General features: G+C 61.9%; 22 protein-coding genes. 14 read left to right on the forward strand and 8 right to left on the reverse strand.

Annotated features, from left to right (window positions below; genetic code table 11):
- The first annotated feature begins 2 nt into the window (after positions 1 to 2).
- The 7 genes from BMI85_RS15505 to BMI85_RS15530 all read left to right on the forward strand — a co-directional run bounded on the left by BMI85_RS15505 (position 3) and on the right by BMI85_RS15530 (position 6,143).
- The gene (locus BMI85_RS15505; protein ID WP_078529577.1) at positions 3 to 974 is read left to right on the forward strand and encodes a branched-chain amino acid ABC transporter permease; all 972 of its coding nucleotides are present in this window, start codon (positions 3 to 5) and stop codon (positions 972 to 974) included.
- Positions 967 to 1,734 carry an ABC transporter ATP-binding protein gene (locus tag BMI85_RS15510; RefSeq protein ID WP_078601926.1) on the forward strand — a complete coding sequence of 256 codons (768 nt, stop codon included), beginning with the start codon at positions 967 to 969 and terminating at the stop codon, positions 1,732 to 1,734. The genes BMI85_RS15505 and BMI85_RS15510 overlap by 8 nt, the downstream gene beginning before the upstream one ends.
- Positions 1,731 to 2,435 carry an ABC transporter ATP-binding protein gene (locus BMI85_RS15515; protein WP_078601927.1) on the forward strand — a complete coding sequence of 235 codons (705 nt, stop codon included), beginning with the start codon at positions 1,731 to 1,733 and terminating at the stop codon, positions 2,433 to 2,435. The genes BMI85_RS15510 and BMI85_RS15515 overlap by 4 nt, the downstream gene beginning before the upstream one ends.
- Before the next feature lie 72 nt (positions 2,436 to 2,507).
- On the forward strand, positions 2,508 to 3,278 hold the full coding sequence (locus tag BMI85_RS15520) for an FCD domain-containing protein (protein WP_078572443.1): 771 nt from the start codon (positions 2,508 to 2,510) through the stop codon (positions 3,276 to 3,278).
- A gap of 85 nt (positions 3,279 to 3,363) precedes the next feature.
- Positions 3,364 to 4,776, forward strand: coding sequence for an amidase family protein (locus tag BMI85_RS15525; protein ID WP_078601928.1), 1,413 nt, complete (start codon positions 3,364 to 3,366; stop codon positions 4,774 to 4,776).
- 604 nt (positions 4,777 to 5,380) lie between these two features.
- Positions 5,381 to 5,542, forward strand: coding sequence for a hypothetical protein (locus tag BMI85_RS21160; RefSeq protein ID WP_274962001.1), 162 nt, complete (start codon positions 5,381 to 5,383; stop codon positions 5,540 to 5,542).
- A gap of 247 nt (positions 5,543 to 5,789) precedes the next feature.
- Positions 5,790 to 6,143, forward strand: a complete 354-nt coding sequence (locus BMI85_RS15530; RefSeq protein WP_078602198.1) for a response regulator — start codon at positions 5,790 to 5,792, stop codon at positions 6,141 to 6,143.
- Positions 6,144 to 6,905: 762 nt separating this feature from the next.
- On the opposite strand, the gene BMI85_RS15535 is transcribed toward BMI85_RS15530, so the two are convergent.
- Positions 6,906 to 7,112: a cold-shock protein gene (locus tag BMI85_RS15535; RefSeq protein ID WP_078601929.1), complete on the reverse strand. Its 207-nt coding sequence runs from the start codon at positions 7,110 to 7,112 to the stop codon at positions 6,906 to 6,908.
- A 714-nt stretch (positions 7,113 to 7,826) separates the two neighbouring features.
- On the opposite strand from BMI85_RS15535, the gene BMI85_RS15540 reads away from it, so the two are divergent.
- Positions 7,827 to 8,096 (forward strand): DUF982 domain-containing protein, encoded by a 270-nt coding sequence (locus BMI85_RS15540; RefSeq protein WP_078572439.1) that lies wholly within the window; start codon positions 7,827 to 7,829, stop codon positions 8,094 to 8,096.
- Between the two features lie 14 nt (positions 8,097 to 8,110).
- Here BMI85_RS15540 and BMI85_RS15545 read toward each other — a convergent pair whose 3' ends face one another.
- Together BMI85_RS15545 and BMI85_RS15550 are read right to left on the reverse strand one after the other, a co-directional pair.
- A complete protein-coding gene (locus tag BMI85_RS15545) occupies positions 8,111 to 9,382 on the reverse strand; it encodes an RNA-guided endonuclease TnpB family protein (RefSeq protein WP_210402366.1) in 1,272 nt (423 codons plus the stop codon).
- Positions 9,372 to 10,007 (reverse strand): IS607 family transposase, encoded by a 636-nt coding sequence (locus BMI85_RS15550; RefSeq protein WP_078602200.1) that lies wholly within the window; start codon positions 10,005 to 10,007, stop codon positions 9,372 to 9,374. The genes BMI85_RS15545 and BMI85_RS15550 overlap by 11 nt, the downstream gene beginning before the upstream one ends.
- A gap of 511 nt (positions 10,008 to 10,518) precedes the next feature.
- Here BMI85_RS15550 and BMI85_RS15555 point away from each other — a divergent pair.
- The 5 genes from BMI85_RS15555 to BMI85_RS15570 all read left to right on the forward strand — a co-directional run bounded on the left by BMI85_RS15555 (position 10,519) and on the right by BMI85_RS15570 (position 13,121).
- Complete coding sequence (locus tag BMI85_RS15555; protein ID WP_078572559.1) at positions 10,519 to 10,725, forward strand: cold-shock protein; 207 nt, start codon at positions 10,519 to 10,521, stop codon at positions 10,723 to 10,725.
- A gap of 181 nt (positions 10,726 to 10,906) precedes the next feature.
- Positions 10,907 to 11,059, forward strand: coding sequence for a hypothetical protein (locus BMI85_RS21460; protein WP_168174797.1), 153 nt, complete (start codon positions 10,907 to 10,909; stop codon positions 11,057 to 11,059).
- A gap of 366 nt (positions 11,060 to 11,425) precedes the next feature.
- On the forward strand, positions 11,426 to 12,367 hold the full coding sequence (locus BMI85_RS15560) for a J domain-containing protein (RefSeq protein WP_078601930.1): 942 nt from the start codon (positions 11,426 to 11,428) through the stop codon (positions 12,365 to 12,367).
- Positions 12,364 to 12,693 carry a chaperone modulator CbpM gene (locus BMI85_RS15565; protein WP_078601931.1) on the forward strand — a complete coding sequence of 110 codons (330 nt, stop codon included), beginning with the start codon at positions 12,364 to 12,366 and terminating at the stop codon, positions 12,691 to 12,693. The genes BMI85_RS15560 and BMI85_RS15565 overlap by 4 nt, the downstream gene beginning before the upstream one ends.
- Positions 12,694 to 12,914: 221 nt before the next feature.
- Positions 12,915 to 13,121: a hypothetical protein gene (locus BMI85_RS15570; protein ID WP_078572562.1), complete on the forward strand. Its 207-nt coding sequence runs from the start codon at positions 12,915 to 12,917 to the stop codon at positions 13,119 to 13,121.
- A 24-nt stretch (positions 13,122 to 13,145) separates the two neighbouring features.
- On the opposite strand, the gene BMI85_RS15575 is transcribed toward BMI85_RS15570, so the two are convergent.
- The 3 genes from BMI85_RS15575 to BMI85_RS21465 all read right to left on the reverse strand — a co-directional run bounded on the left by BMI85_RS15575 (position 13,146) and on the right by BMI85_RS21465 (position 14,917).
- A complete protein-coding gene (locus BMI85_RS15575) occupies positions 13,146 to 14,066 on the reverse strand; it encodes a transglutaminase family protein (protein ID WP_143595113.1) in 921 nt (306 codons plus the stop codon).
- Positions 14,067 to 14,156: 90 nt separating this feature from the next.
- Positions 14,157 to 14,663, reverse strand: a complete 507-nt coding sequence (locus BMI85_RS15580) for a hypothetical protein (protein ID WP_078572564.1) — start codon at positions 14,661 to 14,663, stop codon at positions 14,157 to 14,159.
- 74 nt (positions 14,664 to 14,737) lie between these two features.
- Complete coding sequence (locus BMI85_RS21465) at positions 14,738 to 14,917, reverse strand: hypothetical protein (RefSeq protein ID WP_078572565.1); 180 nt, start codon at positions 14,915 to 14,917, stop codon at positions 14,738 to 14,740.
- 112 nt (positions 14,918 to 15,029) lie between these two features.
- Between BMI85_RS21465 and BMI85_RS15590 the strand changes: the two genes are divergently transcribed.
- Positions 15,030 to 15,689, forward strand: coding sequence for an SLC13 family permease (locus BMI85_RS15590; protein ID WP_078601933.1), 660 nt, complete (start codon positions 15,030 to 15,032; stop codon positions 15,687 to 15,689).
- Positions 15,690 to 15,956: 267 nt separating this feature from the next.
- Here BMI85_RS15590 and BMI85_RS15595 read toward each other — a convergent pair whose 3' ends face one another.
- Both BMI85_RS15595 and BMI85_RS15600 read right to left on the reverse strand, forming a co-directional pair.
- Positions 15,957 to 24,377: a glucoamylase family protein gene (locus BMI85_RS15595; RefSeq protein ID WP_246832577.1), complete on the reverse strand. Its 8,421-nt coding sequence runs from the start codon at positions 24,375 to 24,377 to the stop codon at positions 15,957 to 15,959.
- Positions 24,374 to 25,408: a universal stress protein gene (locus tag BMI85_RS15600; RefSeq protein ID WP_078601934.1), complete on the reverse strand. Its 1,035-nt coding sequence runs from the start codon at positions 25,406 to 25,408 to the stop codon at positions 24,374 to 24,376. The genes BMI85_RS15595 and BMI85_RS15600 overlap by 4 nt, the downstream gene beginning before the upstream one ends.
- Positions 25,409 to 25,728 lie beyond the last annotated feature (320 nt).

Raw genomic sequence — 25,728 nt, forward strand, 5'->3', positions numbered from 1 at the left:
CGATGCATGTCCTCGATACTGCCAAGGTGCAGATCTGCCTCGCGCTGGCGACCGTGTTGATCCTGCCATTCGTGCTCAGCTCGGGCATCCTCGCGACCGAGATCCTGATCTACGCGATGGTCGTCGCGGCCTGTAACCTACTGCTGGGCTATACCGGGCTTCTGTCTTTCGGGCAGGGCATCTTCTTCGGGCTCGGCACCTATGTCGCGGGCGTTCTGACAACGCGTTGGGGTGTTCCGATCCCGCTCGTGCTGCTGGGCGCAGTAGTGCTGGGCGGGCTGGTGGCGACCGTCGTCGGCTGGTTCACGATCCGTCGTCAGGGCGTCTATTTCGTGATGCTGACGCTGGCCTTCGCGCAGATGTTCTATTTTCTCGCCTACACGTTCAGCGACATCACCGGGGGCGATAACGGCCTCCTCGGCGTGCCCCGCCCGCAGATCATGGGACAGGTGCTCGACGGGCCTTGGGCCTATTACACTTTCGTCGCGGTGTTCTTCCTCGTGATCTTCGGGCTGCTGCTGATGGTCACGCGCTCCACTTTCGGGCGCACGCTGCTCGCGATCCGTGAAAACGAAGGTCGCGCCGCTGCGATCGGCTTCCCGGTGCGGCTCTTCAAGATCGAGGCCTTCGCGATCTCGGGTGCGATCACGGCCCTCGGCGGCGCACTGCATGCGCTGCTGATCGGCGTCGCACCGCTCGAGAGCATCAACTACCACACCAGCGAGATGATCCTCGTGATGACGATCATCGGCGGCTCCACGAGCCTCTTCGGGTCGGTCATGGGCGCCGGGTTCTACCTGCTGCTGGCGGATACGCTCTCAGTGATCTGGCCGCGCTGGCTTTTGCTGCTGGGACTTGTGTTGGTCACAGTCGCGCTGTTCTTCCAGCGCGGGCTCTGGGGGCTGGTCGAGCGCGGCTGGGACGCGCTGGTCGAACGACGCAAGGTGACGCGGAAGGAGGCTGGCGATGTCTGATATTGCCCTGCAAACCCACAGGCTCGGCGTCCGCTACGGCACCTTCGATGCGCTGAGCGACGTCGATCTCAGCGTGAAGCGGAACTCCGTTCATTCGATCATCGGGCCGAACGGCGCGGGCAAGACGACGATGTTCCACGCGCTCACCGGCACGGTTGCTGCCAGCAGCGGCCGGATCGAGCTGGAGGGCCGTGATGTGACGCGCGCTTCCGACGATGACCGGGTGCGCCTCGGCATCGCGCGCTCGTTCCAGGTCACCAGCCTCTTTCCGGAACTGAGCCTGCGCGAGAACCTGCGGCTGGCCGCGCAAGGACGCACGCCGTGGCAGGCACTGATCCCGTGGCGCAGCGCGGAGGCCAGCAAGAGCGTGCTAGAGACCGCCGACGCGGTGATCGAACGGCTCTCTCTAAGCCATGTCGCGACCCGCGCGGCGGGGGAGCTGTCACACGGCCAGCAGCGCCGCCTTGAGGTTGGCATGGCGATTGCGGCGCGCCCGCGCGTGATCCTGCTCGACGAGCCGACTTCCGGCATGGGGATCGACGATATCGAGGGGATGAAGACCCTGATCCGCGATCTCGGCCGCGACCACACCGTGCTTTTCATCGAGCACAACATGGGCATCGTGATGAACATCTCGGACACGATCACGGTAATGCGACTCGGCCGCAAACTGGTCGAGGGGTCGCCCGCCGAGGTGCGCGACAATGCAGAGGTCAAGGCGGCCTATTTGGGCAACATGATCACGGGAGACATCGCATGACGGCGGCGCTTCGACTGACGGATCTGCACAGCTATTACGGCAAGAGCCACATTCTTCAGGGCGTCTCGCTGGAACTGGGAGAGGGCGAAATCGTCACGCTTCTGGGCCGCAACGGCGCAGGCAAAAGCACGACATTGAAAACCGCTGTGGGTGCGGTCGCGCCACGCTCGGGCCGGGTAGAGCTGGCCGGGCGTGACGTCACCGGCCAGCCCGCACATCGAATCGCCAAAGCCGGTGTGTCGCTGGTGCCCGAGGATCGCGGTATCTTCCAGTTGCTGAGCGTCGAGGAAAACCTGCGCATCGCGGTCAAACGCGGTTCGCCTTGGGCCATTGCGGATATCTACAAGATCTTTCCGCGGCTCGAAGAGCGCCGGCGCAACGGTGGCGGACAGCTTTCGGGCGGTGAGCAGCAGATGCTGTCCATCGCGCGCGCCTTGCTGGGTGGACCGAAAGTGCTGATGCTCGACGAGCCGGTCGAGGGTCTCGCGCCGATCATTGTCGAGGAGATCGTCTCGCAAATCGGGCTGATCCGCGACGCGGGCGTGCCGATCCTTCTGGTCGAGCAGAACCTCGCCGTGTGCCGCGCTCTGGCCGACCGTCACTACATCCTCGAGATGGGTCGGATCGTCCACGAGGCCAGTGCGACAGAGTTCGCCAGTGATTCCGAGACGATAGATCGCTATCTTGGAGTGAAGGCCTGAAACGGGTCACGGACATAAGGGAACAACGCAGCAGGCGCTTGCGCGCGGCGCAGAGCGTTGGTCAGGGAGCGGATGAACAAGAACGAAACCCGAGCCAGCGGCGGTCGATTGTCGCGGATCAAGCTGTCGGACCAGATCACCGAGGATATCCGCCGACGCATCTCGCGCGAGGGACTGCATCCGGGAGATCGGCTGCCGAACGAACGCAGCTTGATGGAATATTACGGCTGCTCGAAAGGGACGATCCGCGAGGCGCTCAAAGCGCTGGAGGTGGAAGGGCTGTTGCGCATGGTCTCGGGCCCCAATGGCGGACCCGAGGTGCAGGCGGCCTCGATCGACATCGTAACCCAGCAACTGCGCCGCTATCTGCATTTCCAGAAGCTCGATTTCGCGCAGGTCTACGAACTGCGCGAGACGCTGGAGGTGGTTCTGGCGCGCAACGTGACTCCGCGACTGACCGAGGAGCATCTGGCGCGACTGGAGCAGAACATCGCGGATTGCGATGCGGCCAACGCCGCGCAGGACCGCGAGCGGGTGCGCGCGCTCGAGACCGAATTTCACGACATTCTCTGCGAGGCCTCGGACAACGTGATGCTGATCTTCATGTGCCGCTTCCTCAATTCGATGCTGCGCGATCTGGTCAGTTACCGCTCCGAGGCGATGCCCGAGCACGAGGATTTCGGCGAACACAATGTCGATGCGCATCGGCAACTTCTCGCGGCGTTCCGGGCGCGCGATGCCGATGCGGCGGCGCGACTGATGGGCGAGCATATGGCCTGCGCCGCCTCCTTCATGGGCAAGCTCGACGCCTCCTTCCACATGGATCGCATGCTGTCGCGCTGACCGAACCCCGCAGTTTGCATCCCCGCATGGCTTGCCGCTTCGGCACAGCTCCGATGCCCTATTTTTCAAGACTGGAGTTTCCGAAATGAACGACACCGCCGAACCCGCTCTCTGGTCCCTGGGCGCCACGCAAATCGCGGCTCTCGTGCGGTCGCGTCAGGTCAGTGCCCGCGAGGTGGCGCAGGCTGGACTTTCACGGCTTGAGGCGGTGAATCCCGCGATCAACGCCGTCGTCGAATGCCGACCCGAGGAGACGCTGGCCGCGGCAGAGGCGGTCGATGCCCGTATCGCGCGCGGCGAGGATCCGGGGCCGCTGGCCGGGGTGCCGGTGACGATCAAGGTGATCGTGGACCAGCGCGGCTATGCGACGACGAACGGGCTCACCTCGCAGAAGGATCTTATCGCGAAGACCGACAACCCGGTGGTTGCGAACCTGCTGGGCGCGGGGGCGGTCAGCCTCGGGCGCTCCAACACGCCCGCTTTCAGCTATCGCTGGTTCACCAACAACCTGCTGCATGGCCACACTTACAATCCGCGGCGCAAGGATTTGACGCCGGGCGGCTCGTCGGGCGGTGCTGGCGCTGCGGTTGCGGCCGGGATCGGAGCGATCGCGCATGGCACGGATATCGCGGGCTCGGTCCGCTACCCGGCCTATGCCTGCGGCGTGCATGGGTTACGGCCGAGCTTCGGGCGTATCGCGGCGCATAATTCCAGCGGGGCGGAGCGCGATATCGGCGGACAGCTGATGGCGACCTCCGGGCCGCTCGCGCGCTCAGTCGGGGATCTGCGGCTCGCTTTCACCGCGATGGCCAAGCCCGATCCGCGCGACATCTGGTCGGTGCCCGCGCCGCTGCACGGATCTGCGGTGGATCGGCGCGCGGCGCTGTGCCTGCGGCCCGATGGCGCGCGGACCGATCCGGCGCTGGAACAGAGCCTCCTGCAATCCGCCGAGAAGCTTCGCGCCGCTGGCTGGATCGTGGACGAGCTCGACGCGCTGCCGCCGATTGCCGAGGCCGCGCGGATGCAGGTCACGCTTTGGCTGGGCCACGACTATCCCGGCAAGCTTGCGGCGGCGCAAGCCGAGGGTGATCCAGGTGCGCTTCGCGTGCTGGAAGGCCAGGCCGAGTTCATCCGCTCCCTCGCCCCCGATGCGATCCCGCGCGCGCTGATCCGCCGGGCCGAAATCGCGCGGGAATGGGCGCTCTTCCTTGAGCGCTACCCGCTGGTGCTGCTGCCGCCGAGTTCGGAATTGCCCTTCGCCGACAATCTCGACTTGGGGAGCGATGCTGATTTCCGCCGCGTCTGGGACGCACAGAACGCGATGGTGGGCCTGCCAATCACCGGGCTGCCGGCGCTTTCGCTGGCCACTGGGGCCACGCCCGAAGGCGCGCCGCTGGGTATCCAGATGGTGGCAGGGAGGTTCCGCGAAGACGTGCTCTTCGACGCCGCGACAGAGATCGAGGCGCGCTCCGCCCCGGTCGAGATCGCGCTATGTTAACCGCGGGATAGATGGCTCTTTGCGCTGCCGGGCCAGACGGCAGCCTCTTTGGGATATCGACCGGCAAGAGGGGTTCATCGCCCGGCTCGTCGCTCATTCCCGCAGAGCGAGATGACGTATCGAATGGGAAACGCGATCGAGCAGGCCCTGCTCCTCTGCGGGATTCGCGCCTTCCAAGAATGCACGATGGCGAGCTTTGAGCGGGCCGGATGGGAGGAGCTCATCCCCTACCATCAGAGTGTTCGATAACAGCCATTTCGCGGACTGACTAAATATTACCGAACATGCAGCGCCGATGGGCTTCGGGTGCTCGATCTCCCCCTTTCACACGGCGGTGGTCGGATCGCGAGACTGCGTGTCAGTCATCGAACACCCCGACCCGCTCCACCTCATTGGTGTAACTGCAACAATGGTGCCGCTAGTTGCAGCAAAGCGAACACCCCGTTGCTACTTCCATGTCGCAGCCCTCCTAAGACGATACAGATCGTATCCGCGGACGAATGGTGCCTCCGCGTCCGGCGGAGGATGATTGGAAGACTAGAAAACGAGCAGGAACGAACCTACGAAAACTGACGCCAGACCGTGAGGCGAAAAGACCTCTCTGCTGACCATTCTCGTGATGGAAGCGTTGTTTGCAGGCGTCTATCTCGCCTACATCTTCGTCTTCACTTGGGGATACGATACGATCTTTCCCCGCAACACCGTGAACGGATCGCATAACGATTGGAGACAAAGCTGCGGGAGGAGTCCCCCTGCTTTGTCCTGACGTTTTTTGGCCGCCTGTGTCTAACAGGACAAGAGGTTTGAAATGACTAGACGCCATGTGGCGCGGCCAGCGGGCATGGCCCACTGAACACGCGGCCAAAATAGATAAATATTAAATTCGCCAGGGAACCGCAGATGCGCGATAGCGTTGGTCTAAGTCTTCTGACCGCCAGTTGCTCTATCGCAATTGCGTATTGTCCCTGTGTCTCGGCAAAGCGCACCTTCTCCTCAGGCACCAAGGTAATATGATGCGCAACGATGCGACCAAAGTTCTCGTGGTCGAAGACGAGGCCATTATAAGGATGGATCTCGTTCTTGGGCTCGAAGAACTAGGCTATTATGTGCTTGAGGCGAGCTCCGCTGATGCTGCACTCAGCCTACTAGACGCGTGGCAGGAAATTGACCTGCTAATTACCGATATCGACATGCCCGGCAAAATGAACGGAGTGGGGCTCGCGCATGAGGTGCGGCGCAGGTTTCCCGCATGCCAGATCATCATCATGTCGGGGTATTCAGCGCCCGAAACGCTAGACCTCCCCAAGCGCAGTGCTTTTATGCCAAAACCGATCAGCCCTGGCGAACTCGCAGCGACCGTCACCTGACGAAAAGCTCTGAATATCCGCGATTGCGCCTAAGACGTCATCCTCAGCGTGAAGTCGTGCCGGCTGACGCGGTGTCCGGTTCCCGGATTAGAATTCTGACAGCCGAATGACCTATCCGCTAAGAAAGCGAAGCGGCAGGAGTTTCCTCCCGCCGCCTTGCCTCCCGACAAGTCGTGTGGCGCGCGTTGTTAGTTTTTGCGAAACCTCACATCGCTCAGCCCTCTTGCCAGGAACTCCGGTCCCGAATTTCAGGCAAGACTATTCCTGAACACCGCCCGGCAGGGCGCTGCGCTCGTCCGATATCTTTTCTTCGGACAAACTCCGGAAGAAGTGATGCCAAGCAAGAGCAGCATGGCCCTTGGAATGCGCGTGGTCCCTCGTCTGGGACGTCTTGCCCGCAGGCATTTTTTCGACAGCCATATTTCGGCCCTCCCTTTAATCCCCGAGAGATACTCGGGAAATTCCTGTGGATGACCGAAATATCCGGTCAGCGTCGCGGCTTTTTCTCGCGCGGGGACGGTGCCGCAGCACTTTCGTCCGAATTCCGTTCCAAACGCGCCGCGCGCAAACTCGCGGTCAGCTCCGCTCTTTTCGCGGAGTCATCGTCACGGATGAGGCGCACTGCGGCATCCGTCTTGTCCTGAGCCGTCACGGATTTCCGAGGCAGATCACGGAAAAATCCGTCCACATTGTAATTACGGGGCATATGCCCTCCTTGGTTGCGAAATCCGGCCCACCGGGCCGGATATGGAACCTTTGCGTTCAGCCGAGCGCCAGATTGCAGGCGGACTCACGCCCGTCGCGTCCGGTTTCTATCTCGTAGGTGACGGCCTGTCCGTCATCGAGCTGCGAGAGGCCCGCGCGCTCAAGGGCCGTAATATGGACGAAAATGTCACGTCCACCCGTCTTCGCTTCGATAAAGCCGAAGCCTTTGGTCTGGTTGAACCACTTCACGGTGCCATTGGCCATCGTGATGTCTCCTCAAATATTGCGGTCCGCAGAATGCGACAGCCCGGCTCAGTCAATTCAATAAGGCAGACTGAAGCCAAGGAGGGAGACAGGTTGCAGAAGGGAATAACGTAGCTTGTTTGTTCTACGCCGATTTGGCTTATTTAGCAAAGGAAATGCGCGGCGCTCCATCGCGTTGTCCGGCCTCGCCTGACGAAAGCCGATAATATCGGGCACAATCAATCTGTTGTGCGAAAACGCGGGCGCGCGCTGCAATTTCCTCGCAATTGTGGCGCAGATCGCTTATCTGTGAACTCGCATATCTTAATTCTCGGACCCTGTTCCTTTCGGCTCAGCGACGATCTTGAGCTTTGTCGGGCCGCGCGTTTTCGAAGGCGGCATAAGGAAAAGGAGCTTCACCCGGCCCATAGCGCCGTGACGCCGTTCGAGCAGACCAGCCCCTCAGCAACCGCGCCGTGCGGGTTCTGGTCGATTGCACATTTCCCACCTTTGCGCGTTCGCCATGAGCTGCGCACGTCGAAGGTGCCCGATCCCGATAGTGAGCCGCGCGCGTTGACGCGGACGGGTCGCTATCCGAACGCAAAGACATCTCGCGCGCAATACCGCGCGCCGCCCCAATTCACCGCATGGCGCAGGCCTCGCCCGCATCGTGCTTCCGTGATCGCGCGACCGGTCAAACTGGTCCCGTCACGATCTCTTGGAAAGATACGAACCTTGATCGAAATTTACTGGGGCAAACCCATCTCTCTCGTCGTGTCGCCGGAAGGCGACATCAAGAACTTTAGCACTATCGAGCAGGTGCATTACTGGCTTCGCAAGAAGTGGCCCGTCGCCGACACCGCGCAAGACCATGCGATCGGACGCATCGAGGCCGCGATGGACTGCCTGGGTTCCGTGGGCGATGCGCGCAGCGCCTTCCTCGGTGCCGCCGGCACCGCGGGTTTCGTGCCATTTGAACCAGCGGCTCATGCCCTTGCGGCCTGACCGGTTAGCCGCTTTCATGGACCTGATCTTTTCCGATCAGGTCCATTTTCCTGCTTCATCGTGGCCGGTTTCACGGCAAGATCAGTCCCGCCGCCAGAGCCTTCCACTCCACAAGCTGACACCGGACGGACCTTGAGGTCCTCGCTACCGGCCAGATTCTTGAGGTTGATCGCCGCATTGATGTCGCGATCGTGCTGCGCGCCGCAATTGGCGCAGGTCCAGGAGCGGACCGAGAGCGGAAGAACCTCCGCTTTGGTGTGACATGCCGAACAGGTCTTGCTGGATGCAAAGAACCTGTCGGCGGCAACAAGAGTGCCGCCCAGACGTGCGAGCTTGTAGCTCAGCTGCCGACGGAACTCGAAAAACCCCATATCGGAAATGGCGCGGGAAAGATGCCGGTTCGCCATCATGCCGCGGACATTGAGGTCCTCGATGACCACTGTGCTGGCTTCACGCGACAGCTTGGTCGTGAGCTTGTGCAACCCATCCTGGCGGATGTTGCGGATGCGTGCATGGAGCTTTGCAATCCGGGCACGAGACCGTGCCCGATTTTTCCCGCCCTTTTGTTTTCGCGCATGAGATCTCTGCAGTCGTGCGAGCCGCTTCAGGTTGCGACCCAGGGATTTTGAACCGGAGAACTTGCGGCCGTCGCTCAAGGTGGCCAGATCCGTAACGCCGAGATCGACGCCGATGACCGCTCCTTCGGGGCGTGGTGTAAAGCTGTGATCGATCTCAACCGCAATCGCCGCGAACCACCGGCCCGCCTCCCGCGAGATGGTGACGGATTTCAAGGTTGGATTCATTTCGAAACCAAAGCGCAGGGCCTCCCGCATAGACACCCAGCCAATGCGCGGCAGTTTCAGGCGTCGCCCTTCGACACGGAATGTCCCGGGGCCATTGTCCGGCCGAAAGCTTTCACGACAGAGATCTTTTGCTTTGAAGTTGGGATAGCGGGAGCGCCCCTCGAAGAAACCCTTGAACGCGGCACCAAGATTCTTGATCGCCTGCTGTGGAACCGCTTTGGGCGCATGCAGCATCCAGGGGTATTCAGCCCGCTTGATGGCATTGAGTTCGCGTCGCAGCGCAGCCTCGGAAGGCTTGGGCAGGGAATTGTTTTCGCAATGCGCGGTATATTGGGATTTCCATCGGTCGAGAGCCCAGTTCCAGCTGAACCGGGCGATGCCGGCGCATTGAGCAAACAGTGCGTCCTGCGCCTTGTCTACATCGAGGGCGATGCGGTGAACTGTCATGATCCGGGTAGAGATCGCTGCTCCATCAAACGCCATCATCGCCTCCTTCGGCCGCGGCCTTGATGTCTGCGATCAATTTCGCATTCTTGCGGGAGCGCGCACCGTAGAGCCGTGCGCTGAACACCGTGATGATCTCGAGCACATCCCGGGCAAGATCCTCTTCGAAACTGGTGTCTTCGCCCTGGTTCAGGATTACGACCTCAACGTTCTTCGCCTCACAGATCGCGAAGACGAGCTCGGCGCCGAAGCGCAGCAAACGATCCTTGTGAGTGATGACCAGTCGGCCGACGCGATCCTCGACAATGTCTTCGAGTAGGCGCTTGAGGCCCTTCTTGCGATAGTTCATGCCAGAGCCAAGATCGGTGACCACCTCGTAGGTCCAGCCCTGCCCGGCGCAATAGGCCTCGAGAAGCTGCGCCTGGCGCTCCAGGTCAGGTTTCTGGTCATGGGAGGAAACGCGTGCGTAGGCAACCGTGCGCCGGGCAGCTTTATCCTGCTGCCGATGGAGCTCCGGCTGAAGTTTGGCGAGGTTATAGCGGCGCCGCCCACCCTCGGTTACGAGGTCGGGCTTGAGCTTGCCGCTCTCATCCCATCTGCGCAAGGTGAGCGGAGTCACGCCCAGGGCCTTTGCGGCCTCGCCAATACTTACAAGCTTCTTCATCATAAAGATGATATATGATGCGAAAAGCATAAGTCAAATGGAAGATGTTAAAGCCCCAAGGCACCTCGTCCGCAGCGGAGCCCCCCGCGCGAAGCGCAAAAGCTGCAGGCTCTACGATCGAAACTTTTCGACGGCCTGTTCCCTTCACCGCAAACTGACCCTGCCGATCGCGGATAATGGGGGCAATATCTGCCGCAAGGGCACGGGCGCCTACTTTCCGGTGATCCCGCCCGGGCGTCCCGCTGCCGAATAGAGCGCGCAGGGCAAGTCCTTTCTCGATATCGAGAAAGGCCGCCCGCCCTCAGCCCCGAATGCGCATCTGGGTTGAGAGACGCATTTCTCATCTCATTTCTCGGTTGCATCTTGTATCGCCGCCCGCCAACCCCATCTATAAAATGCTTAGTTATTCCGACCGCACCCTGTCTCCCTTATCGGCCTCAGTTTGCTTTTCGATCTGACCGGCCGACCTGCCGCATCCTGCGGGCAGATTTCCAAACAAGGAGACAACACGATGGCCAATGGCACCGTGAAATGGTTCAACCCCGGCAAAGGCTTCGGCTTCATCCAACCCGAGAGCGGTCGCAAGGACGTGTTCCTGCACATCAGCGCGCTCGAACGGGCGGGCCTTTCCCAGATCGACGACGGTCAGAAAGTGACCTTCGAGATCGAAACCGGCCGCGATGGTCGGGAATCCGCCAAGGATCTCGAACTCGCCTGATAAAACCGTTCGCGGACTGGTGTCTTCCGGTCCGCGAACGCGCCCACGTGGCGAGAGTCTTCTCTGCTCGAATACCTTTGCGCAGTCCAGGTTCGAAACATCTGTAGAACCACCCATCCGGCATTGCGGACCAGGATGTGCGGGCGGGTTCAAAATTCACCTGTCTACGCGGAGAACGATCATGGGCTATTCCCCTCAAAAGAAACAACTCGACCTCAAGGATTTCCTGAGCCAACCCGCCAAAAAAGGTTTCCGGAAAGGCGTCGGCTTTCGTCGTGCGCCGACAAATCCGTCCCCTGTCAAAGCCAGCGCAAAACAGGCCACGGCAAAATAAATAGCTGTGCCGGGTTCGTTAATTTCCAGACTCCGCGAATAATCTTGCCTGATGGCGGCTCCCCGAGAGACGAGGCTGATCAGTCGGCGTTCAGCGCGAGCCACTTTCCTGAATGCTTATTGAGACGCCTTGATCCTAGCTTTGGGCCAAGTCTCCCTCATGGGTGGCAGCCTCATCGCGCGCCGCGTTCGCCGTGGGTTCGCTACCGCTTGGCCCCAAATCGGCCGGCCACAGTCACTCACGGCATTTCCACATTGACGTGGATCACGGACTCAAGCTCCCTTCTCGTGGCATCCAACGACAAGTGAACCCATTTCCGCACGCGCTCTGCCTTGCGATGCATCGCTCGCCGAACAGGAAACCTGGATGCCCGATGATCCGTACAAAGTCCTTGGCCTGACCAAGGCCGCGACAGCTGACGAAATCAAGAAGGCGTATCGCAAACTTGTGCGGACAAGCCATCCTGATTTGCACCCGGATGACGCAGGAGCCGAAGCGCGGTTCAAGGCGATATCGGCCGCTTACGATATCCTGAAAGATCCTGAAACCCGTGCGCGCTATGACGCCGGAGAAATCGATGGCCTCGGCGCAGAACGTCCGCAGCGCCAGTATTACCGTGATTTCTCGGGCTCATCCGACAACAGCTATCATCGACAGCGCGGGGTTGGGCCGGATGTCGATCCGGCAGATATTTTCGCTGACATATTGCGCAATCGCGGACGGTCTGGCGGCGACTTCGGCGACCGTGGTTTTTCCGCGCGCGGCGCCGACGCGCGCTACTCGCTCAACGTGCCGTTTCTCGATGCTGCGCGCGGAGCGGAAACCTACATCACGCTGCCCGATGGACAAAGCCTGACAGTCAAGATCCCACGGGGCACTGAAGACGGCCAGACACTTCGGTTACGCGGCAAGGGGGCGCCTGGCTATGGCGATGCTCCTGCGGGTGATGCGTTGATCACCGTTCTGGTGGGGTCTCATCCGGTGTTCGACCGAGACGGCGACGATATCCTGGTCACGCTCCCCATCACCATCGAAGAGGCCGTTCTCGGCGGCAAAGTCACCACACCGACCATTGACGGCCCCGTCGGGCTCACGATCCCAGCGGGCGCGAATTCGGGCCAGGTCTTACGTTTGCGTGGACGTGGCATCGCCAACGCGAAGCGCAAAACCAAGGGTGATCAGCGGGTTGAGCTGAAGATCGTGACACCACCCAGCATTGACGAGGATCTGCGCAATTTCCTCACCGAGTGGCGCAAGACACATCGCTTCGATCCGCGTGTTGATTTGATGAAGAGGGCCAGCGCATGACGGACAGGTTTTCCGAAGAGGACGTGATTTCCAACGTCACCCGGCTCACAAGAAGCCAGCTCTTGAACTTTATCGAAGGCGAACTCGTTCGACCGGCAAAGGGCGAAACTGGTTTTATTTTTCGCCGGGTCGACATCGCGCGGTTGGAGTTACTGTGCGATCTTTCCCATGATCTTGACCTCGACGAAACGGCGCTGGCAATCGTGATGTCGCTCCTTGACCAGTTGCATGCCGCACGACAGGACCTCGCTACCTTTGCGCGCGCGATAGATACCTTGCCATTGGAACTTCAGACGCGTGTCATTGCGGCAATGAAGCAGCCGTAAGCCCAACTCGCCTCTCTTCGTTCGGGAAACAGGCTAGCTTCAAAACGAGGACGTTTCAGGGGAGCATGTCAGAGGTTATTGAGTTATTGCTGCTTTCTTGACCCGCGAGCCTCCCCGGTGCGACGGTGTCAATCCGCATCGCAAAGGTTGAGTCTCTTTGCAGGAGTATGGCGGTTCGTTTCATTAGCTGCCTGAGGGCGGAAACGAGAGGGAGATTGAAAATGGAAGATGCAATTCAGCCCGGCCAAGGCGTTTTTGTGACTGGCGCAGAAAAAACGATCTTCCGGTTTGAAGGACGCGCACGGGATGGCTTCGTGACTATTAGCGGATCAGGCGGCTTCACCTGCGACGTGCCAGAGGATTGTATTCAAGCGGTCAAAAAGCGCACCCGGAAGGAATTCGGAAATATCGACTTTCATCGCGACTGAACGTGCAAAGCACCCATCACCTGATTAACGCCTTGGCAGGTCGTCGAAACTTGCCTCCTCCGCCACGGGCACGGCGGCGCGCCCGCTTTGAACGGAGACCTCAACAGAGAGATCATAGAGCGCGTTGCCAAATCCTGAGAAGCTGCCCGAAATTGGTGAGACCTGATGGATACCTCGACCGACCGCGACCGGTATCAGGTTCTGCGACCCGACGCTGCGATTTGTCGGGTCGAATGCGATCCATCCGGCGCCGGGGACGAATATCTCGACCCATGCGTGGGTCGCCCCTGAGCCAGCCGATCCCACAAGGTTCATTTCGGGATTGAAGAGATATCCCGAGACGATGCGGGATCCGAAACCGAGATGGCGGACGGCCTCGGCAAGCAGGACCGCGAAGTCGCGGCACGAACCCCAGCACCGGTCGAGTGTTTCGGCCGGCGATTGGGTGCCCTCATCCTCCCGGCTCTGGTAGGAAATCTGCGTGAACACCCCGGTGCTGATGTCCTTCAGCAGAGACAATGTGTCAGTCGGGCGCCCCATGACGAAGTTCTCGACCCAGCGGGAAAGGCGGCCTTGGATGTCTTGATATTGCGGGGTGGTCAGCGCCCCCAAGTCCGTCCAGTCGTCCGCAGCGTAGAGAAAAGGATATTGGGCAGCAGAAGAAGCGATGGCGAAGACCGGCCAGGCCGACGCAGTCAGCTCCACGGACGCACGGCTTTCGATTGCCAGATGATCAGTCTGGTCGTCGAACACGGCAGTGGCGATGGCGTTGCCCGCCACATCATGCGCCCATGTTATGTGCGCCGCCGGCGTAATCGAGAGCGCGTGCGAGAGCAGCCGCAATTCGCGCGTCTCGCGCGGGCGCAGCATCAACCTGTGCGGCCCGAGAGAGACGTCTCCCCGGTATCGGTAGGTCGTTTTGTGAAGAATGTCGAGGCAGGCCAAATGACGCTCCAATACGGTCAGATAATAGTGGCAGCCACGCCCACAGCCATGTCGGCTAGCAATGGGGCAGCCAGACGCCTCGTTAAGCCGCTAATTTCTCGGTCGTGTTTCCGGACTCGTCGGCATCCCTTCGTTTTCGGCGGCCAGAATGGAGGCTTCGTAGCGCCGTCTTTCGGGAGCCGGCAGGGGCTCCAGTCTGGATAGATCAGGATCAGGCGATCGGAATACCGAGTAGAGATGGCGCAGATGCGCCTCCGAAACACCATCGGCTTCCATCACGAGGCGCACCATCGGATCCGAAAGCATCTCTTCCACGAAAAAATCCGACAGGGCACGGCCCGTAAGCTTGTCTCTGGCACGCGCGTGATCGAGATCGGCCAGAGAAACGGTCAGCGTCCTTACCAATCCGGGATGTGTGGCTCTGGGATGAAGCTTCACCATGACGGAAGCTTTCCAGATTTCGGGGTCCTTCCGATCCGGAGGCGAGACCAGCTCCGTCTCGATCTCATACTCTCCCGCCGGGAGTGTCTCGGCAAACCCCGGAATGTTGAACGGGCGGGAAAAAACCGCGACGGTCTTGCGTGTAAGTTCTTCCACTGGCCTAATCCTCTCACATGATGAGCGAATGACCCGCGCCCTTGCCAGGGCCGGGGCGCGGGTCTGCGCAGGTCTTAAGAAGTCTTGGATTTAGCCGTCGCTTCCTTGCTGGCGGCCTTAGACTCGCTCTTCTCGGCAGAAGGCTTGGCAGTCTTCTCGGGCGTTGGCTTCAGCGCCGCTGCGGCCCGAGTGGTCAGGTCCTTGAAGGACATGTCATCGATCCTTTTATCGCCCGACGTCAATTCTTGGTCCATGTCGGACCGGGATGCTTGTCGCCGGTTTGATCTATATGGGGACCAGGGACCCAATTTACGAGGGTCAGGCGCCGAGGAATCTGAGATCAGATGAGTCAATCTGCACGCAATCATGGCCGATTTCATGAACGAGACCGGCTCCGCGCCTCTGGGGGAGCGGGAATTGCATTTTCCCAACGCGCGAATGGCAATCATCGCCAGCACGCTCTTGCTTGGCTCTATCGGAATTGCCACCTTCGGCCTGCTGCACGCATCCGTGGCCTTTACCTTGGGAGTTCTGGGCTCGATGCTGCTGCGAACCGTGCCGCCCGGGCAGGTCTACAAGGCCATCGACTGGCCAGTCATCGTCCTGCTGGGATCGCTTATCCCGGAGGCTGGCACGATGCAGACCTCTGGTTCGGCAGATGTTCGGGCGCGTTTTTTGGTCGATACTGTTGCACGCGAGAACACCATCGCGGCTCTGGCGGCAATTCTGATCACCACGATGTTCCCATCGGATTTGATGAAAAATGCGGCCACGGCAGCGGTGCTGAGCCCAGTTGCCCTGGGCATCGCCGCTTCGCTCGACGTGAACCCCGACAGTTTCCTGATGGCGGTGGCGATCGGGGTATCTTGTGCTTTCCTCACGCCGATCGGGCATCAGAACAACACTCTCATCCTCGGGTCGGGCGGCTTTCGCTTCGGCGACTACTGGAAGCTTGGACTGCCGCTCGAGATGATCGTCGTTGCAGTAAGCTTGCCGCTGCTGCTGCAGATCGTCTGGCCGCTATGAGCTTTGGAGATGACGCGCGCCGACCGGCAGATAAGCAATAATCTAAGCCTCCAGTTCTGGCAGTGCGATTGGATTGACCCGAGAAAGGCTAGCGGCGTCTGGCCAAGCCACACTTGCCCCTTCGAACCAATGGCACACCAAGAGTAGCTCACGTATTCCGCCGAAACACAGCCTGCCCCAAGCGCGGACCATAGAGGGACAACGCGATCTCAGGTGAAGTTGTTGGTCTTCATGCCACTATCTATCAAATTGAAGGCCAGTTCAGGTTCAGAGATCACACGCCGGGGGACGCCCCTTCGCCGGCTCTACTCTCAGACGCGCGGTTACCTCGACGGTGGCTCCATCAGTCGGAAACTCAACGGTCGCGCTGGAATGCGCGTGACCGTTCACGGTAATTTCGACGGCGCCAGTGCCAAGGCCCTCCGGGTCATCGATCCGAAGCGAGATGGCGCCGGCTGGACCGCGGAGGCGAGCGCGGAAACGGCCCCAGCCCTTCGGTAGACACGGGGCGATGTGCAAAGCGCCCCCAACAAGTTCCAGCCCGAGGATCGCCTCGACCCCCAGTCGCCAGGACCAGGCGGCGGCGCCCGTATACCAGGTCCAGCCTGCGCGCCCCTCGAATGGCGCCGCGCCCCCGACATCGGCAGGCATCACATAAGGCTCCGCGCGGTAGCGCTCGGCATCTTCCCGAGAGGCACAGCGACGGATCGGGTTGATCAGGTCGAATATCCGGTAGGCTTCCTCTCCATTCCCGAGCTTCGCCTGTGCCATGCCGAGCCAAGTAGCGGCGTGGGTATATTGGCCACCGTTCTCGCGCACGCCGGGTGGATAGGCCCGGATGTAGCCCGGATCGCGGGGCGTGCGGTCGAAGGGTGGCGTGAGGAGACGCACGAGGCGCAACTCTCGGTCGACCAGCCATTCTGAGGCCGATCGCATCGCCTGCCGGCCGCGGTCCCTGTCGAGCCCGCCCGCCAGGACCGACCAGGACTGAGCGATGCTGTCGATACGGCATTCGTCGCATTCCTGCGAGCCCCAGGGCTGCCCGTCATCATCAAAGGCGCGCATATACCATGCCCCATCCCAGGCCGCGTTGTCCGCTGCCTGCTTCAATTCTCTTGCCCGACGTTCCCAATGCTCAACCTGATCCTCGTGCCCGCCTCGCCGGGACAGATCGGCGAAACCTTCGGCGCAATGGGATGCGAACCAAGCCAGCCACACACTTTCTCCTCTGCCGTGATAGCCGACACGATCCATTCCGTCGTTCCAGTCCCCTGCCCCGATCAGCGGCAGGCCGTGCTGTCCCGAGGTGACGCCATGGACCAGCGCCCGACGGCAATGCTCGAAGAGTGGCCAAGCCTCAGCACTGCGCGGGAAGGCGGCGTATCGGTCTTCTTCGTCCTCAGTAAGTGGTGGTGCCGTGAGAAACGGAACCTCCTCGTCGAGAATGCCGACATCTCCGGTGGAGCGCACGTAGCAATGGGTGGCGTAGACAAGCCACAGCATGTCATCCGAGCAGCGCGTCCGCACACCGCGGCCTTCCGGCGGATGCCACCAGTGCAGCACATCGCCCTCCTCGAATTGATGTCCGGCGCAGTCGAGGATATGGGCGCGAACGCGAGCGGGTTCCGAGAAGAGGAAGGCCATCATGTCCTGCAATTGATCGCGAAAGCCGATGCCACCGCCAGCCTGGTTGAACCCGGCGCGTGCCATAATACGGGAGGAGAGCGCCTGATAAGGTAGCCAACGATTCACCATCAGGTCGAAGGCGGGATCGGGCGTCTCGACCGTCACCGCCCCTAACCGCTGGTGCCATGTCGCGAGAGTCACCTCCAAGGCCTGGGCTGCACGCCCGACATCGGCCCATTTTACCGCGAGCGCCTCCGCATCCTCGATATTCGCGCCATCGCCGAGCACGAAAACTACCTCCTCGCCACCCCCCGGGGCTATATCGAGATGGACCTGATATGCCGCGCAGGCATCGCGAATTGCATCGCATTTACCTCCGAGCGACCAACGTCGCAGCCCTTCGGGATTTGTGGCGTCGTTTTCTGGGCCGTAGAACGTGGCCCGATCGCAGGTCAGGCTGTGCGCCGGATGGCTGGCGGTGAGAAACGCGACGCGCGATGCGAATTCCGGCTGCCAGCCGTTGCGGGCGATCAACGCCCGGCTGGCTGCACGATAGGCGCAAGCAACATGCGGCCGCGAGGCACTTGGCAACCCGCCGAGTTGCCATTCGGCGATATAGGTTGCGGTGATGCGGCGCGGACGGTCGGTGGTGTTGCGCAGCCGAAGGTAGGCGAGTTTCACCGACGCTTCGGTAGGCACGAAAACGGTGAGTTGCTGTTCCAGACCTTGGCTTGTCCGCGTCCATTCGGTGCTGCCAGCTCGGTGGGTCACCTCGCAAGGAGCCTCGTGCCCCGCAGGCAATGGCGTCGGCGTCCAGATTCTCGCTGTTTCCTCGTCTCGCAGATATAGGGCTTCGCCCTGAGCATCAGTTACCGGGTCGTTCGACCAAGGCGTCAGTCGGTGCTCGCCGGCATTGAGGCTCCAGGTAAACCCGAGGCCTGCTTCCGAGACGATTGTGCCAAAGTAGTCATTCGCAAGCACGTTGCACCAGGGGGTCGGCGGAACGCGGCTGGCATCGAGGTGAATGACATAGGCGTCGCCATCCTCTGAGAACCCTCCGTAACCATTTTCGAAGCGCAGCACCTGCGCAGGGGCTCGCGGTGGTTGGGTCTCTCTCTCTGGTTGGCCATCAGGCGTGAAAAGAGGCGACTTGTCGCGCAGTTCCTGCACCGATTGTAGCGCCTCTGTCAGCGTCTCGGCAGCTCCGTCGAGCACCACCTGCGCCAATTCCTCGAGTGCGCGGCGCTGGGACGTGGCAATGCAGTCGGCGCTATGCAGATGCACGCCTCCGTCACCGCCGAGCCCCTCTGCCAGCCCCGCATCGCGCAGCGCGTCGCGTAATCGCGCATTGATCGGCTCCTCATAGCTTGATGCCCCTGTGCTCAGGATCACCAGATCTGCCCGCAACCCGTGCCGATGCCACCAGCGATGAGCGCGCACCACCGCGGGTAAAAGCGCCGCGTGGTCGGCATCATCCACCCGCACGAGCACGATCGGCAGATCGCCTGACAATCCCAGCCCCCAGAGGTCGTGCTGACCGGTTAGAAAACCGGCCAGAGACTCGGCCCGCTTGACAGGCGGGCGAACGAGTTCTGAGGCAACCGCCTGAGCTGCGCGCAGGTCGGCACCGGATGCCCCGAGTTGATCCGCCTCGATTGCGATGCTGCGCTTGGTGTCTTCGAATGCCCAATCGAGCGCGTCGCCGCCAGAATAACGGCTAGCGATTTCGATCGCGGTTTCGCGCGAACCAGCGGCGACGGTCATGAATGCCAGCTGCACCCGCGCGCCCGGTGCGAGCCGAGCCGTAGCCCGCAGCGCCGACGCTGGGTCGAGCGTCCAACCCGCGGTCGCCTCCGGTGGGCGGTGCAGCCAGTCCAGTGGTTCGCTGCTACCGTAGCGACCAAGGATCGCACGGCGGTCGCTGTCGAAGCCGCCGAACTGCACCGCGTCAGACCCGGTGAGCAGCCTTTGGAGCATGACTGGCGGTCGGTCGGAGGGGCGACGCGGGCGCCGGGTAAAGAGCAAAGCATCGAGCCCGACCAGCGGCTCGCTCTGCACGAATAGCTTGCTGAAAGCAGGGTGCCGCTCATGGGAGGCGAATGAAGCTAGGGCGACCTCGGCATAACTCGACACCTCGATCTCGCGCGTGCTCTGACTCTCATTGACCAAGGTGACTCGGCGAATCTCGACATCGTCGGCCTGGACGGTAACGATTTCCTGTGTTGCGGCGATCTCGTTCTTATGCAGGTGGAAGCTGGCTCGGTCAGGATAAAAGGTGATATCCACCGCTTGGCTGGACCTGCGACGGAAATCCCAAATCATGCCGTTCTCGGCATCACGCAGGAACAGTCCAGCCCGGGCGGGGCGGCCGATGTCCCCTGACCAGAGCGTTAGCGACTGCCCCTGCCACCACAGAGTGCTGTCTCCACCATCGCTTATCCAGGACGACAGGCGACCGTTGCCGATGACATGGAGATGCGGCACCCCGGTATCGGGCGCTGGCCAGCCATCCAGCGGCGGCACGGCTCGGCGCTCGAGTTCGGGAAGTGGCGGTGGGGCGGCATCGGGTAGCGGCTCGGGGACATATTCCCATGGCACCCTCTCCTGTAGCAGCATCTCCATCGCCGCGATCCGCGGGTCGCGGTTAAAGCGCCGCACGAGGCTATCGCCTGTTAGGGCATTGTCGATAGCGGACAGCAACATCCCCTGATGATGCGCCATGAAGGTCTGCACCGGGGTGAAACGCGCGCTGGGGCTGCGTTCGGCGGTAAAATCGGCAGCGTCATAGAAGCCGTATCGCCCTTGCATCCCCATGGCATCGAGACGTCGCAGGTTGGCAACAGCGGTTGCCGGCGCCACGGCAAGCGCCAGCGCGCTAGCATAGGGCGAAACCACGTAGTCTTCATCGAGCCCGCGCTTCAGGCCCAGCCCGGGGACGCCGAAGGCGCGATACTGGTAACGATGCGAAGCATCGCGCGTGGCGAAGGCGGCTTCCGACACCCCCCAGGGCAGACCCAACCGTTCGCCGTAGCGCTTCTGCACCGCGACGGCCGCCGCTTCGCTTTGCCCGAGAAGCCGGCCCGGACCGCTGCGCAATAGCAGCGCGGGCATGAGATATTCGAACATCGAGCCGTTCCAGGACAGCACGGTCAGGTCGCGACCGGGATGCGCCAGTGGTCGTCCAAGGTGGAACCAGTGCTCCACGGGGACATCTCCCTTGGCGATCGCAAAGTAGCTTGCCAGCCGCGCCTCGGAGGCCAGTAGGTCATAGCGGTGCTGGTCCAGCTGGTCTTGGCTCAGGTTGTAGCCAATGAAGAACGTTCGGGTCTCGCGGTCGTAGAGCAGACCGAATTCCATCGCCAGCGCTAAGCGATGGGCATGCTCGGCGCTGACCGTGAGGCTGTCGCGAAGGGCGCTTCGCGCGGCCAGCCCTTGCGTGAACGCAGCGCGAAGGGTGTCGTGCCAAGGATCGGCCTCCCCGTCTCCAATCAGACCCCGTGCGGTCTCAATTGCGGTCTCAGTGTCCTCGAGGCGAAGATCGGGCGGCAGGACGTCGACAAGCTGAGCGGCGAGTGCCTCCTGCCCAGGTGGCGGCGCGACGACAAGGGGCGTCCACGGGCAAAGCGTCTCTAGATCTCGAATGAAGCTGTTCACATGGTGGATGCTGCGTTCGAGCCAGAGATGGATCTCTCGGGAATCTGTCGCCGGAGCGGCTTCGATCGCGGCCGGAAGCTCCGCCGAGAGCGCGGGCAGCCCCGTGTCCTGCATTGCGCCGGCGCTCGCGGCCCAATCCTCCGGCCGGTCGCGAACCCGCGCCGCTTCGGCGATCAGGTCGTCGAGACGAGCGAGCAGTGGGGCAGAAGGTTGCGACGGCATCGCCGCAAGGGCATCGCGCAGCAGTCCGAAGCTGTCCGCCAGACCATCCCACGAAACAGATGACACCGGCGGACCTTGGGCCGCCTCCCGGCACCCCTCCGTGAGCGTCACCAGGGCCACCGCAAGGTTGCCGCTGTCGACGGTGGAAACATAGCGCGGCTCCAACGGTTCGAGGGTGCGGGTATCGAACCAGTTCAGGATATGACCGTGGTAGCGCTCGAGCCGCTCAAGCGTGGCCAGCACATTGGCGGCTCGCGCGACGAGGGCGGGCAACCCGGAATGACCAAGGTCGAACGCGGAGAGCGTTGAAAGCAACAACATGCCGACATTGGTGGGTGAAGAGCGGTGAGCTATCTCTTCATGCGGCTCGGTTTGATAATTGTCGGGCGGTAGCCAGTTGTCCTCAGGCCCTGCATAGGTCTCGAAATACAACCATGTGCGACGCGCGAGGTGACGCAGGAAACGCTGGTCGTCACAACTCAGAGATTCTTCTGGGCGATGCAGAGGGCGGGCGATCAGCTGCGCGATCTCGGGAGAGATCAGCCATAGGAGCAGAAGCGGCGCTGCACCGGGCAAAGCTTCCGGCGCAAAAGCCATCAGCGTGGCCGCCATAGCCAAGGCCAATATCGGTGCGCCAGCCATCTCCTCCCAGGCACGCCTGCGATCCGCGCTGTCGGCGGTGGCGACATGGGCAGAGGAAGTCCATTCGAGCATCCGCCTGCGCGAGACCATCATTCTCCACAGCGCACGACAAATTGCGTCGAGCGAGACGAACGCTTCATGAGCCATGAAAACGACGGCAAGGGTCCAGCGCCGGGCGTGATCGAGGAACTGGCGCGTCCGCTCGCGCACTACGCCGCGTCTGCGCCCGCGGATAAAGCCCGCAATGGAGTCTGTTACCAGGTAGACTCCCGGAGCGACCACAGTGAGCACGGACCACACAAACGCATCCGACGGCACGAGAAGCCAGCCGATCAGAGCGAGTAGCACCAAAACCGGCGGGATCAAGCTGCGGCGCAGATTGTCGATGATTTTCCAGCGGTCGAGAGGTGAAAGCGGATTCTTGAATTGCTTTTCGCCCCGCCCGGGCACAGTGCGCCGGAGCCAGGGCAACAACTGCCAATCGCCGCGTATCCAGCGGTGCCAGCGGCGGGTGAATTCTGGGTAGTTGCCCGGGAAATTCTCATAGAAAACGATGTCTGACGCGAGCGCGGCCCGCCCGTGCAGGCCTTCGAACAGGTCATGACTGAGTATCGCGTTCTCCGGCACCCGCCCGCGCAGGCTCTGGCTGAATGCTGCGGCGTCATAGGCCCCCTTTCCCGTGAAGACGCCTTCGCCAAAAAGGTCCTGGTAGACGTCCGACACCGCCCGGCTATAGATATCGATCGCCGTGTCGCCAGTATAGAGCCGGGCGAAAAGCGAGGCCGAGCCCGCCTCTGGCGAGATCTCGATCCGCGGCTGGATGAAGGTATAGCCCGAGATCACGCGCTCGCCTGTCGGATCGAATTCCACCCGGTTGAGCGGATGGGCAAGCGTGCCGATCAACCGGTGGATCGTGCCCGGCGGGGCGATGGTGTCTGCATCCAGCGTGACCACAAAGCGCACGACACCAAGGGCGCCGGTATTGCCCTCGGTCAGGGCGAAGGCCGACACTGCATCGCCGTGAAGGAATCCATTGAATTCTTCGAGCTTGCCGCGCTTGCGCTCCCATCCCATCCAAACGCCTTCTGCCGGGTTCCATCGCCGCCGCCGGTGCATCAGAACGAAGGGGTGACCTGGTCCGTATCGTCCATTCAGCTTCCGGATGCCCTCGCTGAGAGCGTCTTCTACGCCCGCGTCTGATGAAAGGGTTTCGCTCGCAGCGTCTGCCAGGTCGCTCAGGATCACGTAGCGCAGGAGCGGGTCGGGGTTGGTCAGCCAGTGCCGCTCGAGTTGGGCGATGAGTCTCGAAACCTCGTCTTGCGCGGCGATGATCACCGGCAGGACGACGGCCGTCTCACAACCTTTCGGCAGGCCATCACGGAAGTCGAGCTTGGGAAGCGTCCGGGGCGGGATCGTCTGAGTTACAAGCCAATTGACAACAGTGACGGCTATGATCGAGGCCGGCATGAGCGACAGGAGCGCGGCAACGATCGACGCAGTGACCGACACGTTGTTCACAGCAAGCATCACCAGCGGCACGGTCATCGCCACCGTCCCCACCGCAATCAACGCGACGGCATAGGAGGCGCCCGCATGAGCCAGGACCCAGCGTCGCCACGCCGCCGCGGGACGTGCGCGAAAGCCCACAAGCTGCTCCAGTTGACGGCGCCCGTCGCCGGCAAGCCACCAGCCGACATGGTTGGCGCGGGACGCCCCGGCATGGGAGGTAGCCAGCAAGATCGCCTGATCGGCAACACGCGTTTCGGACCAGTCCGAGCCCTCGGATAGCTCCTCGACCGCTTTGCGATAGCTGTCGCGTGTGTCGAAATCCATCGCGGCGTAGATACCTGCCGGGTCCTCCCGGAGGATCGCCTCGACCCGGTTCGTCGCCTCGAAGACCTCCTCCCACGGCACGCGCGAGATGGCCGAAAGCGCCATAATGGCACGCGAGACCGCCTCGGTCGGGTCGTGCGCCTCACCGTAAGCAGCTCCTGGCGTTGCTCTGAAAGGAGGATCAATCTTTTCGATCAATTCAGAGAAAGCCACGACGATGGTCTCGAGGCAGGCGAGCCGCAGCATCGCAGGAAAGGCCCAGAGTTCCGCGATCGTCAGGGCCGCGCCGCGCTGGAAAGCGGCCAGGAATCTCTCTGCGGCCTCGATATTTACCTGCATATGCGCAGATGCGAGAAAGCCATGCGCGGCCAGAAATATCCGCGGCAGGCCGCGGCACTCGGGGGTGGCGAGGCTGGGCAGGCGGCGATAGAACTCCGGCGGCATATCTGCCTGAACCTGGCGCACTGCGCGGCGAACATGATACTCGTTGTCGAGCAACCATTCGGCCGCCTTTGTCGCTGCCGGAGGCGGATGTATCGAACTGCGTTGCGCCCTGACAAGCCATTTCGGGATCGCATCGAGTTCGGCCCAGACTGGAGCGGAACGCGGAGCGCCCGCGCAGATCTCGAGGTGGTGGCTCAAGCTCTCGGCTGCGTGATCGAGCAGTTCCTCCGGCCCGGCGCCAGCTTCCCGATCTGGCGCCTCGATCACACCGGCGCCCTAACCATAGGTAATCGCCACGGCGCGGCCTGCGCCGAAGGCCTCGATCCGGCTTCGGGGCGGCGCACCAGAAGCACGGGAACAGTAGCCGCCGAAATCAGGTATTCCGCCGTGCTGCCGATCGGCAGGTCAGGATGCGCCCCCTGCCCGCGCGCGCTGAGCACCACGAGGCTGGCGGCTTCCTCGTTTACAGCTCGGGCGAGCGCCCGACGCGGGTCTTCGCCACTGATAAGGCGCACGCGCGTGCGCAACGCGTCGGCGGGCAACAGTGCCCGGATTCTGTCGAGATAGGCTTGGGCCACGCGTTCGTTGCGGTGGCGCAGGTCGGCACGCAAAGCCTCGTCATGGGCGTCGGGCGGACTGTTTCCCGTAAGGCTGATGTCCGGCACCGCGTGCAACAAGACCAACTCGGCGCTCCGGCTCTGGGCGGCACGCAGGGCAATCGGCAACACCGCCTCCGCCCAGGTCGAACTGTCGAGCGGCACCAGGACACGCCCCCCGGGCGCCTGTCGCGACACGTCATTGGCCGGGGACTCGGGGACGATCAAGACAGAGCCTGCGGCGCGCTCGGCGACCTGACGCACCGTGCTGCCGAGACCCCATTCGGTCCAGCGGTCGCGTCCACCTACACCCAACACTATCAGATCCACCCCGGCCGCATGCGCTTTGCGGCAGATGCAGTCCGCAGACGCTCCGCTCATGACTTCCGTGTGGATGTCTGGCACGGAACAGATTTCGCCAACAAGCCGGCCAAGCTCTGCCTCCTCCTCTCGGCGGCCGAGGTCCCAATCGACGGGATCGACCGGACGTCGCATAGCCTCCGTTCCGGCCTCCATCACCCGAAGCACCGTTAACTCGGCTCCCATGACTTCGGCAATGGCCGCAGCCTCAGCCAGAACCCGACGCGACTGCGGCGAATGGTCGAGACAGGCCATCACGTGACGAAAATGCAAAGAAGTGTCTCTGGGGCGGTTCATCGCCACCAACAAGTCGCGCGCCGAATTTGGATGCAATTCTGGCATCGAAACCTCCTTGGCGAGATATTTTGTGTTAAGGCAACCCCTTATTGGCTTGCGGCTTCCTTTCTACCAGATGCGGGATGCGGCAACATTGACACAACGCAACGCGACGGAGGGGATGGAGCGCGTGATCTGTCACTCGAATGGCGTCTCGTCTCTGTGATTATCCGTCTCGGGTCCTGCAGAAAGGAGTGCCTGTCGTCATCGAACAATGCTCCGATCTGGGCACATCGAGTTCAAGACACCTCTGAAGGAAACTCATGATGCACGGCCGCGAATTTTCGGCTGAGGCACCGACGATGTAGTAAACCCTCTCGTTTCAG

The sequence above is a fragment of the Thioclava sp. DLFJ4-1 genome (genome assembly GCF_002020145.1).
In the GTDB taxonomy this organism is placed as follows: domain Bacteria; phylum Pseudomonadota; class Alphaproteobacteria; order Rhodobacterales; family Rhodobacteraceae; genus Thioclava; species Thioclava sediminum.